This window comes from Levilactobacillus muriae, assembly GCF_045862015.1.
Classification (GTDB): domain Bacteria; phylum Bacillota; class Bacilli; order Lactobacillales; family Lactobacillaceae; genus Levilactobacillus; species Levilactobacillus muriae.
The window spans coordinates 149,052-165,310 of the sequence record NZ_BAAFRU010000006.1 but is presented as its reverse complement, the minus strand read 5'-3'; the positions used below and the strand labels follow the sequence as shown (position 1 = coordinate 165,310).

Sequence of the window (16,259 nt, the reverse complement as noted above, 5' to 3'; positions counted from 1 at the left end):
GCATCCAGGTATGTATTACGTTTATTACACACTGGGTTGGCTATTTGTTGGGACAATGGCCTTTGTGATCTATCACATGGTTCTGCTGTGGATTATTGCGAGTCACTTTTAAGCTGAAAAAGGCGGAGAGTCTTCCGAATGGGAGATTCTCCGCCTTTTGTTTAGGCACAATTTTAAGTATGTATACAATAAAAAAGCTAGTTACGATTTACGCAACCAGCAGAATAGAAGTATGTGTACGGCTTCAACGGTGTTAATAATGGCTAAATGTCTAATTAACTCCTCCAACGATTGAAGACCCGTGGCAGGCTCTCACCTGAATATGTAAACTCATTATAACCTGCCAACCGACTTCTGTAAACCACATATTTAAAGATTCGCTTAAACTATTAAGATTAGTAAAACGAGTAACGTCACGAGGGCCGGCATTCCTTGCAACCAGAAAATTTCTTTTTTGGCGGTAAAACTTCCATAAAGAGCGACGAGCACGATAAAAATCAGAAGCACCGCAGTTGCTAATAGGCTGGCACGGCCGGTGATGACCCACTGAAGAGCGATGAGGCTGAGCCCTAACATGCCGTTATAGATTCCTTGGTTGCCAAGCGCGACGTGGGCTTCTGGTCGTTCAACGAATTCCAGAGGCATACCGAATGCTTTCGCTTGAGTCTCGGGTTTGCCAAACATTTCCAGGCACATAATGCCGAGGTGTTCGATGGCGACGACGTAAATAAGTATATTTAGAATGATTTGCATTAGTAATTCCTTCTTTCAAAGTCGATTAGGTGTTAAAATTAAAGATGTCCAGGGGTCATCAATTAGTCAAAAACTTGTTGCGACTTTAAGCTAATTTTTAGTTTGGCGTGTAGAATAATAATTAAGTAATATGTGCCAGGGGAGCTCAAGCGTTTTGGAGAAACATGAATCGCGTCACATCAACCTTTATGGCAAATTTGAATGGAGGAATTATTTATGAGACTCCTAGACTTAAGTGGACAACAATTCGGCAGACTGACGGTTATCCGGCGGGATGGGACCGCAAAGAACGGGAACGCAACGTGGCTGTGCAAATGTAGCTGTGGCAATCTAGTCACAGTTGATAGTTATCGTCTGCGCCACGGAATTACCGTCAGTTGCGGGTGTTACCGGCGAGACATCAGCAAGGCCCGGCTCACGAAGGATCCCCGGACACGTAGACAAATTGGGAACGCCACTAATTTACCATTGGTTAATGGCTCCAACGTTGCCGCACTCACAAAGATTAGCTCCCGGAATATTTCTGGGGTAATCGGCGTCAGCTTCGATAAGCGCTCTGGCAAGTGGGCGGCACGTCTATTTTACCACGGTCGTTACGTTTTGAATCAAACGTTTAGCGACTTTAATGATGCGGTTGCTGCTAGACGGCAAGCGGAGAAACAATTGAATCAACAAGAAGATTTTAAAACGGTCAAGGAATCCGCCGAAGGCTAAACGGCGAATCTACCAGTACGTATAGAAGCCAAGCAGTCGGTCTGAGAAGGCCGACTTTTTTGGTGGTCAGGGCCGAATTGATTGACGATGAGCTACCTAATTGGGTATGCTGGAACCGACTGAAAACGTGAGAGGAAGGGTAACATGGAATTTCGTGAAGAAGCAGATACGTTGGGGACGGTACAGGTTCCAGCAACGGCTTTGTGGGGACCACAGACCGAACGTAGCCGCCATAATTTTACCACAGGACCTCTGATGCCACTACCGGTGATTCGGGCGTTATTGCAGATCAAGTTGGCCGCTGCAACGGCTAATCGGGATCTGGGTGAGGTTCAGGAGGAGAAGGCCCAACTGATTAGGCGTGCGACGACGGATCTATTGGCACTGTCCGATGCCGACTTGCAGCGAGACTTTCCCCTCCGCGTTTACCAGACAGGGTCCGGGACGCAGACCAATATGAATGTCAACGAAGTGATTGCCCGTCAGACGATTAAATACGATCCGACTAGCGGGGTGCTACCCAACGATGATGTGAATCATGGACAGAGCTCCAATGATACTTTTCCTACAGCGATGGCGATTACGGCACGTGTGGCTGTCCGTGAGCTGGAGGGGGCCGTGCAACACCTGATCGATGAATTAGCGGTCAAAGAGGCGGCCTATGAAAATGTCGTTAAAATTGGCCGAACGCATCTTCAGGACGCCACGCCATTGACCTTTGGCCAGGAAGTCAGTGGGTGGGTCAGCATGCTGGAACACGACTGGGATTTCCTCAAATCCCTGGATGATTCACTACTCGAGTTGCCAATTGGTGGAACGGCTGTGGGAACGGGGCTGAACGCAGCTCCTGGGTTTGCTACGGCGGTCGCCGCACAACTCAGCAAGGCGTACAACCAACCCTTCACGGCGCATGCCAACAAGTTTTTTGGCTTAGCAGCGCATTCCGGCATCAACGTGGTCCACGGTGGTCTGAAGACGCTAGCGAGTGATCTCATGAAGATTGCTAACGATGTCCGTTTCCTGGCGAGTGGCCCCCGGGCCGGATATAATGAATTAAATATTCCGGCGAACGAGCCCGGTTCCTCCATCATACCCGGCAAGGTCAATCCAACTCAGGTGGAGGCGCTAACCATGGCGGCCACTCGAGTCATGGGCAATGACGTGACGATAACCGTGGCGGCCTCCCAGGGGAATTTTGAAATGAACGTCTACAAGCCGGTAATTATTGCGACCTTCCTGGAATCAGCAGAGTTGCTTACGGGAACAGTCACTGGTTTTGCGGATAAATTGATTCATGGGATGACGGTCAATGCCAATCGCATGGCGGAATTGGTGGACCGTTCGCTAATGACTGTCACGGCACTGGCACCCTACATTGGCTATCATGCCAGTGCGGAAATTGCTCAGATGGCCGAACGTGAGGGCACGACGCTACGTGAGGCAGCGGTCAAATCCGGTCAGGTGACAGCGGAACAGTTCGATCAATGGGTTAATCCTTTAGCTATGACCAACCACGATCGGTCGCTGGACTAAGGCTTATTGGTTGAGTTGAGAAGTATCACCTGCGACTGTCAGAGATTCCGTCGCTATACGGCTGAGAAGGATCAAACACTTGGTCTGACATCACTGTCAGCCTCGTATCCGCCAGCTAAGCGTCGTTGTTAAGCGTAAACATTAGGTGAATGACCGCTCAAACGGCAGTCTTAACCGACAAAAATAGTAACCGCAGCAATCACAAACCAACGTGATTGCTGCGGTTTTTGCGTTGGCTAGGCAATAAGCTCGCCGTCATCACGGGCATTATGTATACTTCAGCTATCTGACGGATTTTTAGTGTTTTTTGAAAGTAAATGTTACTTTTCGGGGATGTCGTTCGTTGTTTAAGTGTAGGGGGAGGCGAACAGCATGCAGTTGCGGCAATATGAGGACCTGTTAGCTCGGGTGGCCGTTGACTTACAGCGTTATTTGATTGGGCGCGGGGCACAACGAGAGGTGGCCGAAGATATTTGCCAGGATGTCTTCATCAAGGTCTTAGAGATGGAACTGGTCTTACCACCACATGAATTGCGACCCTACCTTTACCGGGTAGCGTGGTCAACTTACCTGGACTATTATCGTCGAACACAACGGTATCGACAGCTGGTCACGCAATACTTACAGCCAGATTATCATCGAACCGATATTAAGATGAATGATGAACTGTTGATGGCTCTAAATAAGCTACCGCCTCGTGATCGTCACTTGTTGTTACTGCGTTACGACCAAGAATTACCGATTTTAGAGGTTGCGGCACAGCTCCAGGTTAAGCCAGCCGCAGTAAAAATGCGACTACATCGGATGCATCGAAAGTTAGAAAAAATTTTACGGAGGGGTAGTTATGAACGAGAGTAATAAATTCCGGCGATTAGCCTGGTGGGTGAGGATTCGGCGCTGGGGAATAACGGTGGCAATCGTTGTCCTGGTGATTTTGGTGGCACTACCGGTGGCGTATAAGTTGACACAGATCCGTGCGGCGAAGGAATCTAATGAAATTATGCAGCAAATGACCTTAGACGATGAAATTAGATCGCCGAATATTGAAATCAGTGATCGGTATTTGGGCAATACATCACCGATGGGCGGCCAAGTGATTAGTCATCGGTATAAGGAAATTGAAGGCTATCGTATTCCCTGGTCACCAAGAATCAACAATTATTCGTGGCTGATTGGTCGAGGGGATGACTTAACCGGTTCGACCGATTGGGGGGATGCGACGGGTGCGGGCTTGTACGATCGGGTTACGCAGCAGAAGATGCCGGTGCTTTTCAATGCTAAAGTTAAGAAGTCAGAGGTCACACCTACTAATGATATTGCGAAGGTGGCACAAACTAAAAATGCGGTTGCTGAAGTTGCCGTCACTTTTAAACAACCCATGACTTATCACCAGGTGCGAGCGACTATGCCAGCGAGAGTACACGTCCAATGGTACTGGATTGGTGTGACCGGTAAGGCTGATTCAACCATGATAGATAATGACTTGTTAGGGGTTCAAGCACCCAGTCCAATCTCACATCCAGGGAAACTGACACCAGCTGATTATGCGAAATTTGCAAAGGGACTGAGGCAAGCAGGGAAAGAAGCTGGTCAAGGGAGCTATGACGGTTTTAATAGTAATCGATTTGCCGGCGAATACGGGGGAAAATATCGGACACTTAACCAAGCAAAGTTTGCCGGTGTCATCGTGACTGGGAACAGTGAAGCTTTTCACGCGCTGACTAAGGCTAACTGGATCTATGCCAGTTCTGCCGGGTTCTTTAAGCAACGTTCTGTCATTAAATGACAATTTGATGAGAATATTCTTGACATCTTTCTCATCAAAGTTTAATGTTAAAAGCAATCGAGCAGCAGTGTTCATCACTAGTTCCCGCCAAGTGAGTTGCCCGTGAAAATTTAAGGAGCGAATGTCTATGTCAGAGAAAACTACCGACGCATTGCAAGCCGCCATCGACCAAGCCTTAGAAGCCGATCGACCACGGTTAGCCAAGTATTTAAGTATTGAAACGGTCGCTGCCAAGCACCTCGGAATTGAGGAAACGGTTAGTGTAATTGAACAATCCCTTCAAGAATTAGGTGCCGAGGTAGTCGTCTGGCGGGACATTCCGGGCAGCAATCCATTCGTATTTGGGACGTTACCAGCAGGGCCAAACGGCAATTCCGATAAAACTCTGTTATTTTACAACCATTATGATGTCCAGCCGGCAGAGCCGCTGGATGAATGGGATAGTGAACCTTTCCAGTTAACGGAGAAGAATGGTCAGTATGTAGCTCGTGGTGTTTCCGATGATAAGGGGGAGTTCATGCTCCGCTTGTCCGCGGTCAAGGCGTTACAAGCAACAGGTGGTCTGCCTTGCAACCTGAAATTTATTCTTGAGGGTGAAGAAGAAGTTGGGAGTCCGCACATCGAACCCATGACGAAGAAACATGGCGCTGATTTGGCTGCCGATGCGATTATCTGGGAAACGGGTGGCAAGGATGCTGACGAAAACTTCCAGGTGACCTGTGGGGTCAAAGGAACGGCCAGCTTCAACGTAACAGCGAAGTCAGCAGAGAGTGATCTGCATTCCTCACTGGCCGCCTTCGTCGACAATGCCGTATGGCGGTTGGTGCAGGGCCTGTCAACGTTACGTGGGCCTAAGGGTGAAGTTTTAGTCGAGGGCTTTACCGACGGCGTAAAACCCTTAACACCGACTGAGCAGGCGGCTGTCGATCAATTGCCCTTTAACGAGGCGGCAACCCGCAAGAATTTTGGCTTGAAGCTACCACTGTTGTCGGATAAGCCAGCGGAGGCCTTAATTAATCGGCCGACGATTACAATCAATGGTATCTCCGGTGGTTACGAGGGCAATGGCCTAAAGACGGTCTTACCGAAGCAGGCCCGAGCCCAACTGGATTGCCGCTTGGTTCCCGGCCAAGACCCGCGGCATGTCTCGGAACTCGTCCAACAACAGTTGGATAAGAACGGCTTCAGTGACCTGCATGTCTCCTACAATCAAGGGGAACCGGCTTTCCGGTCGGATCTGACAGATCGTTTTGTACAGACAGCAGTTGCCACTGCCCATGAAGTCTATGGGGACGCGGTCAAGTTGGTTCCCAATGCAGGTGGCAGTGGTCCCCAAGCACCATTCTTTGAAGCAGTGGGTGTGCCAATCATTGATGTTGGATCGACGTGGGCCGGTTCCGGGGCCCACGCGCCTAACGAAAACGTGCGGGTGAGCGATTACGTACAGGCTGCCCGGTACACAGCGAGACTTTTACAGAATTTTGGTGAAAAATAACATTCAATAAATCGATTGCAGAGAGAATCGATTGATTTCAAAAAGCTAGCGTTGTCAGCATCTACTTGAAGCTGACAACGCTAGCTTTAATTTTGGTGAAACGTTGGCTTTTATGCGTTGGTTACGTCTAATATAGAGGTGAAGGTTGAAAGATCTAAAATACCCATTATGACTGTTACAATAACGATAGTGAGACTAAGATTAGGTAGTGTCATCTAAAACAGTCGGCTTACCGTTCACCAAATTTAGGCTGGAACGCTGTGGGCAGGACGCCGCCAGCCTGAGAAGCGGTCTGCCAGCTCGCTTTGAACCGCCCAACCCGCGTTTCAAAGTCGCCATTTTCCAAGTTAGCCCACTTGGAAAATCCCACAGCTGAGCCTAAATTTGGCTCACTCACGCCTACATAAACAGTGACCAATCGTCGTGGACTAACGTTGCCAGTTCGGCGATTGTCACCTCAATGTCATTGTTATGTTAAAGAATAAATCATAACCGAAATCTCTGGCAGGCGCAGGTGGTGATTTTCGACTAATTTTGTGGATTAAATCTCTGTTAGCTGGGCCTTTCTATGTGTACTTGGACTTTCAGCTTCAGCATAGAGCTGAAAATGAGTCGCTAAACACGCTAAGGATGGTATACTTTAGGTGTTCTATAAAAGATTTTGGCCAAATAAATAAGTTAATTTTACTATCAGTTACCTTTGCTTAGTACTTAGATGTCATTAATAATTTTAGAAAGAATTTGAACGATGCGGTGCTTGAAATTAGGGGTATTCATTGTTACAGATGAAGGGACGAAGGTTATGAAACGGCAGGGTTGGTTTGCAAAGAGTTTAATGATGGTCAGTTTGATTTTAACTGGGGTCTGGGGAATTAATGTGACGGTCAGTGCTGCAACAATTCCAGAGGCAATGCAAACGTCGGTTTCTCCAATTGGGGCAACAACCTCATTGGATGAAGCACTTCCTGACAGCGATGGTAACGCAAAAATTATCAAGACAGCAATCTTGGCGAGCGACACTTCGCTCACGGGAAGTAGCACGTTGGCGGCTGTTGCCAATAAGAAGGTTACGGTGTCGATTAAAGATAATTTGACGGATTATACGCCGCTGTTGAAAGTGGCAAATCAATTTGATGGTCTGATCGTTAATAATCAAACGAATTTAAGCCAAACAAATATTTCAGCAATCATCACATCATTATTGACGAATCGAGGCACGTCTACTGGTACAGAGCTGAAAGGACTTGGATTCTCAAACGATAATGTGGATACAGCAGGACTCTCAACAATTCTAGATACAATTGGCCGCATGAATTCAGCACCAGAAATTCAATACTTAATTCTTAACCATAACCCAGTGACTGATTTTACACCATGGACAGCTTTTAAAAAGTCCGCCAATAGTCAAAAGGTCTGGGCAATAAATGCGAGTATTTTAAAGAACAAAGATGGTAGTCGTATCACTGAAGGAAAAACGATCGCGCCGCAAACATTGAAGGGTTCAATCATTAAGGTGCCGTATTCAGCATTCTCTGAGTATGCTGAAGCAGATATATTTCGTGCAGATAATGCCCAAATGGGGATTCGAGCCTATACGGATGATGCCGATTCGAGCGATAGCGAAGTGTCACTTATAGGCGTTCAGGACGGTCCCCTTCGTGGCGAACTGGCGCCTGATCTTGTGACCGAAAAAACAGAACAATTTGTTTCGGTGGATGATTCAAAGCAAATAATAGATGTTAGCAGAGTGAATGGGGTGGACCTTAGTGATATTGATCAGGGCTATGGCTCCCCCGCCTACATTGTGCAGATGGATGACGAAAGGAATCAAAATCTTCTGAGTAGTCTTAAGGACTTTAAGGGGTTCACTTACATTCAGCCAGGCGGTGACATGTCTACAGATGTACCAGAGAACGTCACTGATCGGACAATGTTAACGGTTGCTGGTGTTCCGGCAGGCTCTAAGCAAGTTAAGGTTCGACTTGAGGTGACCTATGAAGGTGATTCCAGTCTTAACGAGGGGGGCTCTTACTCGCAAATTTACACTATTCCCATAAAACAAGCGCCAGTGACGCCGATCGCACCATCGGCAGCTTCTAGTAGCAGTCCTGACAGGGAATCCAGTTCCGCTGACAGTGGACAGCAAGTTGTCAAGCGGCAATCCGTCATTTACGCTACTAAGAAGATTGGTTTGTATAGGACGCCTGATTTCTCCAATAAGACGCGGCAGGCTTGGTATCTAAAACGGCCGAGAATCTACCGGCCAATGTTTAAGGTAACAGGCTATGCGAAATCAACCAATGGGACGCCACGATATCTGGTTAAAGATGTTAACCATGCATCTCAAACATATGGGGAAACGGGTTATGTGACTACCAAATCTGGTTATGTTCAGGCAAGTTACTATCAGCGAAAGTCCGTTAAGGTTACTGTCATTGCACGACATGGCATTAATGCCTATCGGCAGCGAAACTTAACGCGGAAGACGAAGCATTATCGGCAAGGCCAGGTACTTAAAGTGGTGGGGTTGGTTCGGCATAACTTGACGACGCGCTATGTTTTGAAGAATGGTGATTACGTAACAGCCAACAAAAAGAACGTCCAAAGTGGCCGGATAGTTGTGACCAAACGAGTTGTCACGAAGACCACGATTAAACGTTATCGCGAGGTTAACCTTACCCGTCAACAGAAGATTTACCGTAAGGGAACAAAAGTTGCGGTTAAAGGCTGGGATTACAGCGCTAATGGTACTAAACGGTATCGAGTCGCCAACGGGTATATTACGGCCAACTCCAAGCTGGTTAAAACTATTCACTAAGGGACAAAAAGGGTCATCATGTTGGACGATCAGGCATAATTGGTATTTAGATCCTTAGAATTTTTAGGGGTTAAGCAACTGATGTCGGAAAGCGGATTGCCTTCAGCGAATCCGCTTTTTGCGTACTTAGCAAGTAAGCGTCATTTGGAAGCCAATGCACCAGAAGGGGCGAACAGACCTGTTGCTGGCCTTCGGAAGGGCTTGAAATTAGGCCTAAAAAGCCTCCAAACCAGTATTGCAACTGATTTAGAGGCGCACCACACTGTGATTTTTAGCCAAAATAAAACCCGTTAGTCGCGTCACTAACGGGTTCATCGATGGAGGCGGCGGGGATCGAACCCGCGTCCTAGCATATTGCCAACTTAACGTCTACACGCATAGGCAGACTATTTAAAGTTTCGCTGAACAACTTGCCGCCTGTCAGGGCCAACATGCTCAGCTAACCTGATTTTTCTCTTCTAAAGTACTTCAGGTGGGAGTCGTTAGCGTAAGTCCGTTAAATTTAGGACCCAGATCTAGACCACGGACAAGCCTAGGAGGATCTACGTTAAGCGCCTATTAAGCAGCTAAAGCGTAAGAATTGTTATTATTTTTTGCAGTTATAATAAACTGGACCTTTTAACGTAGATGCCGCTACGACGCGCAGTCAAGCTTCAACCTATACCAGTCGAATCCAGAACGCCCCCATAAACAATACTTGTCTAGTTTAACATACCCCTAGCCGTGTGCAAACAATTTTGCCCGGTGGGACCTAATTTAAAGAAAAAAACTCAGATTCAGTATAGTATAATAGATAGGTAAGGAACCAGGCGGCTCAGGCTCGTCGGTAAAAGTTACAGAAACTTCATAGTTCTATCATGGAAGCTTCTGGTTAACCTAGTAGGTTTAGAACACTATGACTCATAACCCTTTTGCCGGCTCCGAATATAGTAGCCCAACCTTTGGAGGTAGCAATGAAGTTATTAATGATTGAAGACAACCACTCAGTATCACAAATGATGTCCATGTTCTTTAAGAAGGAACAGTGGGACGCCGAATTTGCTTATGATGGCAATGAAGCCGTTGAAATGTTTAAGGCCACGCCCGATGACTGGGATATGGTCACCCTTGACCTGAACTTGCCCGGTTTGGATGGCATGCAGGTGAGTGCTGAGATTCGGAAATTATCGCCGACCGTGCCCATCATCATGTTGACGGCGCGGGACTCCGAGAGTGATCAGGTTTTGGGATTAGAAATGGGGGCGGACGATTACGTCACCAAGCCATTTAGTCCCATTACCCTGATTGCGCGGATCAAGGCGCTTCACCGACGGGCTGAACTGGGACCCATTAGTAAGGGTGTTGAGACGGCACCATTGGACGATACCGAATCCTTTGATGTGGTCACGGAGAATTTTAAGCTCAATACTAAGACCCGGGAAGCCTACCTAAATGGTCAGCAGATTCACGACTTAACGCCGAAGGAATTCGACCTGTTAAAGACGTTGGCGCAGAAGCCCCGGCAAGTATTTTCCCGTGAACAGCTCTTACAGCTGGTCTGGGACTATGAATACTACGGTGATGAACGGACTGTGGACGCGCACATCAAGAAATTACGGCAAAAGATTGAGAAGGTTGGCCCCCAGATTATTCAAACTGTTTGGGGGGTGGGTTATAAATTTGATGATAGTGGAGCAGATCAGCAATGAAGCTAATGTATCAACAAATGCTGGGATTCTTTGCGGCAATCATGATGATCCTGATTATCATGGGAGTATCATACTCTCAAATGACCCGGCACATGGTCTACAGCAATACCTGGAATTCGCTTGAAAAATACTCGAATAGTTTGATTGAGCAGTCCTTACGCATTAGTTCACAAAATGGGAATGCAGTTAATTTTGATACGACGACTTTGGAGAATAGTGAACAGCTCCTTCAAAATCAAGCGGTTAGTACGACCATCTATAGTGCGACTAACAAGGTTGTCTTTCCGGCCAGCGTGTATCAACAGTCCATCAAACAGAGTGATTGGAAAAAGCTAAAAAACAACCAGATTATTCACAAAGTCGTTGACCGGCGAGTGCGGAATAAGGATGGGCGGGTCAGTCCAGCCATGACTGAGGTGATGAAGCCTTACTTCTACAATCACAAGCTCGTGGCAGTCGTGGTCATGGGGGCTTTTGTCTCCGACATCAACACTAGTGTTAATCAGATCAATCGCAATCTAATTCGAGCGCTGTTGGTCTCGATCGTGGTCGCGATTGTTGCCAGCTATATTTTGGCTCGTTATTATACATCGCGGATCAACCGGCTGCGAAAGGCAACGAATCAGGTTGCCCGCGGAAATTACGATGTTGAAATGACGAGCAAGAATCGCGATGAAATCGATGATTTGATCAACGACTTCAATGGCATGGCACATTCGCTAAAGGATTCACAAGAAGAGATTCAGCGGCAAGAACAGCGCCGTCGTGAGTTTATGGCGAATGCCTCGCATGAAATGCGTACGCCGCTGACGACCATCAACGGATTGTTAGAAGGACTGGCTTATGACGCCATTCCGGAGGAGAGCAAGGAAGAAAGTATTGATTTGATGCGGAGCGAAACCAGTCGTCTGATTCGGCTGGTCAATGAGAATCTGGACTACGAAAAGATTCGTTCCAATCAGATTTCGCTCAACCTTCACGAATTCAATGCGGTGGACGCGCTCCATAATATAGTAGAACAATTAAAACAAAAGGCCGATGATAGTGGGGATGCACTCGAGTTGCAGGCACCTAAGGAGATTCCTGTGTATGCCGATTATGACCGATTTGTTCAGATTATGTTTAATATTACACAAAATGCGATCCAGTTCACCCACGATGGGACAATTACCATCTCCGCTCAACGGGGGTACGAGGAAACTATCGTTAAGGTGGCCGATACTGGAATGGGTATGAGTGATGAACAACTGCAGAATATCTGGGAACGGTATTACAAGGCTGATCCATCGCGAAAGAACACCAAATATGGTGAATCCGGTCTGGGACTGTCGATCGTCCACCAGTTAGTGCAGCTTCATCATGGTAAAATCAGTGTTACCAGTAAGGAAAATGTTGGGACAACTTTCACGGTTATTTTTCCAGATCAACATCAAACGAATTCTGAACGCGTCAAGGCAGATTAACTGGACATGCACAACCAGTTGGATTTTAGGTGACTATCTGTGGCTGTCGATGCCGGTAGAAGGCAGGGTAAGACGATAAGTGATACCCATGTTAAGGTTGCGTGATGAAAGTTGATCGATTCAGAAATTGCGCAATTTAATTCATACCAAACCGTTGCTGTGTTTATCGCGTTCTCGTGATACAATGAGGGGAACCATTAAGGAGGAAACTTTTGAAACGAGTACAAATTACCGGGAAGTCGGTCCGTAAGTTTGAGGACGGCTATCCCATCGTATCTTTAACTGACTTAGAAAATACCAAGGACTTCGACAATGGTGCTTGGGTCCAACTAGAAAATCATGGCCATTTTGTGGCCACGGCCTACTTTGCCAAACAACATCGTGGCATCGGCTTTGTCATGAGTTTACGTGAAAACGAAGATATTGATGAACGCTTCTTCACTAGCAAATTTCGGGCTGCCGTTGCCAAACGGTCAGCTTTTGCAGAGACGCCGGCCTACCGCTTGTTTAACGGTACGGGTGACGGGTTAGGAGGCTTGGTTGTCGATGTGTTCAACGGCAAGTACGTCTTCCGTTGGTTAAACACGGCTATTAAGCAACAGTCTAAGCTGATCTATGCTGCCTTTGAACGCATCATGGGTAAGGGCCAAACGATTTTAGCTGACCTTCCTGGCCAAGAACATCTACAACTGGTGAGCGGTGACTTTGGTGACCAACCTGCCGAAATCTTAGAGAATGGGGTCACTTATCCCATCGACTTGACGGTTGGGCGGCAACAGTTAGCTTTGGAATTCCGGGATATTCGTGCCTGGGCCAAGGCCACTAGTCAACAGCGTCGGGTCTTGAATCTGTACAGTGCTGAAACTGGCTTGGTTACGGCGGCCATGATCGGTGGTGCCATTGAAGCCATCACGGTGGACCCAACAAATCGGGCAACTACGTCTATTCAAGCACAATTAGCAGCCAATAACTTTGACCAGGCGGCCGTTGAAATGCGGACGATGGATGTTGCCAACTACTTGGACTACGCCATCAAGCATGATTTGAAGTTCGATACCATTTTCATTAATCCGCCTGCCTTCATCCGGGGGAAGAAGAAGTCCTTCACCTTGGAACAGGACTTGCAAGAATTGATTGAACAAGCCTTGAAGCTGACGCAGCCAGGATCACAAGTGGTGATTACCACGACGACCCTGATGTATTCCATGAAACGCCTGCGGGATACGATCAGTGACGCCATGCAAAATTATACCGGTCATGTAACAGTTTCCAATACGTACCTTTCACCAAATGATTTCTTGACCAACCATGCTGACCGTCATAGCGAGGCTTTAAAGGGTGTTCAACTCACTGTTAATTAACTGAAAACAGATTGAAAATAATTGCAATTAATCCCGACCGGTAAGATAGACCACTTACCGATTGGGGTTTTTCGTAAGCATTTATAGTTTACATTTAGAATCAAAAACAGTAGACTTACTATTGCTAAATAAAAAACGCTTACAAGAAAAAGAACTAGAATTGAAACGAGAGTTGAGGTTTACAAATGGGTATTTTACTAGCTTTGATCCCCACGGTCTGTTGGGGAAGTATTGGATTAATCAGTGGGAAACTCGGTGGGACTTCTTACCAACAAACGTTGGGAATGACTGCTGGGGCCGTGCTATTTGGTTTATTTTCAGTCTTTTATTTTCACACAGCAATTTCTGGCATGGCAATGATCGTTGGGGTCGCTTCCGGTCTCTGCTGGTCTGTTGGTCAGTTTGAACAATTCCAATCCATGAAGTTCATTGGCATTTCACGAACGGTACCTATCTCTACTGGACTTCAATTGGTAGGAACGGCGTTGGCTGGGGTCTTGTTATTCCACGAATGGAAGACGACTAGCATGGTGACCACTGGGACAATTGCGGTTATCGTATTGATCGCTGGGGCAGCAATGACGTCTCTACGCGACCCTAAAGCGAAAGCCGCTGCGGCTGGGCAACCCATGCAAGCTGGTAAAGGGGCTACGGCCATTATCATTTCTACGATTGGCTATGTTTTGTACACGGTTATCGTCAATGCGTCTGGTTTGCCTTCCAAGATGGTCATCTTCCCACAATCTTTGGGGATGATTCTTGGCGCCACAATTTTCGTTCTGTTCTCCCGGCAAAAGGTCATGCACAAGGCAACCGCCAAGAACATCATGACCGGGATTGTCTGGGGGATTGGGAACCTCTTCATGTTCCTGGCAATCCCATCAATCGGTTTGGCAATTAGCTACTCGTTAGCACAATGTGGGATCGTTATTTCCACGTTTGGGAGTATCTGGTTATTAGGTGAAAAGAAGACCAGTCGTGAAATGGTCTATATCACGATTGGTTCACTCCTCGTGGTTGCTGGTGGGGTAACTCTTGGGTTAATGAAATAGTTTACATGAGGTTAGTAACTACGGTTGCTGACCTTTTTATTTTTGAGAAAATGTGGACTAGACCATTTACTTTCCAGTTGGTTGCGGTATAATGGACTAGTCAATAACAATAAAAGTGAGGTTTTCTTAATATGGCACATATCGCCTTTGATCTTTCGAAACTTGAACCATTTGTTCATGACAACGAATTAGGAGAAATGCAAGCAATGGTGACGGCGGCTGACGCCGAATTACGCCAAGGTACCGGTGCCGGTAGCGACTTCCGCGACTGGTTAACGTTACCCAAGGACTACGACAAGGAAGAATTTGGTCGTATCAAGGCTGCAGCAAAGAAGATTCAATCTGACTCTGCTGTGCTGGTGGTTATCGGTATCGGGGGTTCTTACCTGGGTGCCAAGATGGCCGTTGACTTCTTGAACGACACGTTTTTCAATTACTTGCCAGCTGACAAACGGAATGCCCCACAAGTTTTCTTTGCAGGGAATTCCGTCAGTGCTGACTACGTCCACGACCTGATCAATCTGATCGGCGACCGTGACTTCTCTGTTAACGTGATCTCTAAATCTGGGACTACGACGGAACCTTCTATCGCCTTCCGGATCTTCAAAGATATGTTAGTTAAGAAGTACGGTGAAGACGGTGCAAAAGGCCGGATCTACGCCACAACTGACAAAGCGCGTGGTGCCCTAAAGACCGAAGCCGATGCTGCTGGTTATGAATCCTTTGTCATCCCTGATGGTGTCGGTGGTCGATATTCCGTCTTGAGTGCCGTTGGGTTATTACCAATTGCCGCTTCTGGTGCTAATATCGATGAATTGATGCAAGGTGCTGCAGACGCCCAAGACGCCTACTCGAACCCTGATTTGACCAAAAACGAGGCTTATCAATACGCTGCTTTACGGAATATCTTGTACCGTAAGGGCTATACGACTGAATTGCTGGAAAACTACGAACCACGTCTGCAATACCTTGCAGAATGGTGGAAGCAGTTGACCGGTGAATCCGAAGGTAAGGATCAAAAGGGGATTTACCCATCTTCAGCTAATTTCAGTACCGACTTGCACTCCTTGGGTCAATATATCCAAGAAGGACAACGGACGTTGATGGAAACGGTCGTTATGATCGACAAGCCACGGACTGACGTTGATGTACCAACCGCTGAAGATGATCTTGACGGCTTAGGCTATCTTCAAGGCAAGAACATGGGCTTTGTTAATCAAAAAGCCTTTGAAGGGGTCGTATTGGCCCATACCGATGGTGGTGTGCCTAACATGAGTGTTCATATCCCAGATACGACGCCATACACGTTGGGTTACTTGATTTACTTCTTCGAAGTGGCTATCGGTGTTTCTGGTTACTTGAACGGGATCAACCCATTCAACCAACCAGGTGTCGAAGCTTACAAGACCAACATGTTTGCTCTGTTAGGCAAGCCTGGTTTTGAAAAGTTAGGCAAGGAATTAAACGCCCGGCTTTAATTTAATTTAAACTTAATGGGGACTCTCGGCTCGTTTGGGCCGGGAGTTCTTTTGGTTTCAATGGGACTAAGTTCGGTTAGTTTGATGAATGAACAGTTGGGTCAACGTGATGCTTATG

Annotated in this window: 14 protein-coding genes and 1 other RNA gene; 12 read left to right on the top strand and 3 right to left on the bottom strand. The window is 46.9% G+C overall.

The window, feature by feature from the left end:
- Window positions 1–381: 381 nt before the first annotated feature.
- Window positions 382–753, bottom strand: coding sequence for a DUF1304 domain-containing protein (locus ACKTSF_RS05890; protein WP_407887514.1), 372 nt, complete (start codon window positions 751–753; stop codon window positions 382–384).
- Window positions 754–969: 216 nt separating this feature from the next.
- Here ACKTSF_RS05890 and ACKTSF_RS05885 point away from each other — a divergent pair, with 216 nt between their 5' ends.
- The 5 genes from ACKTSF_RS05885 (at window position 970) to ACKTSF_RS05865 (ending at window position 6,281) form a co-directional block, all read left to right on the top strand.
- Window positions 970–1,467 carry an alcohol dehydrogenase gene (locus tag ACKTSF_RS05885; protein ID WP_407887513.1) on the top strand — a complete coding sequence of 166 codons (498 nt, stop codon included), beginning with the start codon at window positions 970–972 and terminating at the stop codon, window positions 1,465–1,467.
- A 144-nt stretch (window positions 1,468–1,611) separates the two neighbouring features.
- Window positions 1,612–3,000, top strand: a complete 1,389-nt coding sequence (locus ACKTSF_RS05880) for a class II fumarate hydratase (protein ID WP_407887511.1) — start codon at window positions 1,612–1,614, stop codon at window positions 2,998–3,000.
- Between the two features lie 372 nt (window positions 3,001–3,372).
- The gene (locus tag ACKTSF_RS05875) at window positions 3,373–3,858 is read left to right on the top strand and encodes an RNA polymerase sigma factor (RefSeq protein WP_407887509.1); all 486 of its coding nucleotides are present in this window, start codon (window positions 3,373–3,375) and stop codon (window positions 3,856–3,858) included.
- Window positions 3,845–4,786, top strand: coding sequence for an anti sigma factor C-terminal domain-containing protein (locus ACKTSF_RS05870; RefSeq protein WP_407887507.1), 942 nt, complete (start codon window positions 3,845–3,847; stop codon window positions 4,784–4,786). Before ACKTSF_RS05875 ends, ACKTSF_RS05870 begins: the two co-directional genes overlap by 14 nt.
- A gap of 127 nt (window positions 4,787–4,913) precedes the next feature.
- The gene (locus ACKTSF_RS05865) at window positions 4,914–6,281 is read left to right on the top strand and encodes a M20/M25/M40 family metallo-hydrolase (RefSeq protein ID WP_407887505.1); all 1,368 of its coding nucleotides are present in this window, start codon (window positions 4,914–4,916) and stop codon (window positions 6,279–6,281) included.
- Window positions 6,282–6,510: 229 nt separating this feature from the next.
- Here the strand turns inward: ACKTSF_RS05865 and ACKTSF_RS05860 are convergent, their stop codons facing one another.
- Window positions 6,511–6,678, bottom strand: a complete 168-nt coding sequence (locus ACKTSF_RS05860) for a hypothetical protein (RefSeq protein WP_407887503.1) — start codon at window positions 6,676–6,678, stop codon at window positions 6,511–6,513.
- 360 nt (window positions 6,679–7,038) lie between these two features.
- Between ACKTSF_RS05860 and ACKTSF_RS05855 the strand changes: the two genes are divergently transcribed.
- Window positions 7,039–9,099, top strand: coding sequence for a DUF5776 domain-containing protein (locus tag ACKTSF_RS05855; protein WP_407887501.1), 2,061 nt, complete (start codon window positions 7,039–7,041; stop codon window positions 9,097–9,099).
- An 81-nt stretch (window positions 9,100–9,180) separates the two neighbouring features.
- Window positions 9,181–9,393: a hypothetical protein gene (locus tag ACKTSF_RS05850; RefSeq protein ID WP_407887499.1), complete on the top strand. Its 213-nt coding sequence runs from the start codon at window positions 9,181–9,183 to the stop codon at window positions 9,391–9,393.
- A 21-nt stretch (window positions 9,394–9,414) separates the two neighbouring features.
- Here the strand turns inward: ACKTSF_RS05850 and ssrA are convergent.
- Window positions 9,415–9,785: a transfer-messenger RNA gene (gene ssrA, locus ACKTSF_RS05845) on the bottom strand.
- A gap of 267 nt (window positions 9,786–10,052) precedes the next feature.
- Between ssrA and ACKTSF_RS05840 the strand changes: the two genes are divergently transcribed.
- The 5 genes from ACKTSF_RS05840 (at window position 10,053) to ACKTSF_RS05820 (ending at window position 16,141) form a co-directional block, all read left to right on the top strand.
- Window positions 10,053–10,787: a response regulator transcription factor gene (locus tag ACKTSF_RS05840; protein WP_407887497.1), complete on the top strand. Its 735-nt coding sequence runs from the start codon at window positions 10,053–10,055 to the stop codon at window positions 10,785–10,787.
- Window positions 10,784–12,250 (top strand): ATP-binding protein, encoded by a 1,467-nt coding sequence (locus ACKTSF_RS05835; RefSeq protein ID WP_407887495.1) that lies wholly within the window; start codon window positions 10,784–10,786, stop codon window positions 12,248–12,250. Before ACKTSF_RS05840 ends, ACKTSF_RS05835 begins: the two co-directional genes overlap by 4 nt.
- A 212-nt stretch (window positions 12,251–12,462) precedes the next feature.
- Complete coding sequence (locus tag ACKTSF_RS05830) at window positions 12,463–13,611, top strand: class I SAM-dependent methyltransferase (protein WP_407887493.1); 1,149 nt, start codon at window positions 12,463–12,465, stop codon at window positions 13,609–13,611.
- 185 nt (window positions 13,612–13,796) lie between these two features.
- Window positions 13,797–14,663 (top strand): GRP family sugar transporter, encoded by an 867-nt coding sequence (locus ACKTSF_RS05825; protein WP_407887492.1) that lies wholly within the window; start codon window positions 13,797–13,799, stop codon window positions 14,661–14,663.
- Between the two features lie 131 nt (window positions 14,664–14,794).
- Window positions 14,795–16,141: a glucose-6-phosphate isomerase gene (locus ACKTSF_RS05820; protein WP_407887490.1), complete on the top strand. Its 1,347-nt coding sequence runs from the start codon at window positions 14,795–14,797 to the stop codon at window positions 16,139–16,141.
- Window positions 16,142–16,259: the final 118 nt, after the last annotated feature.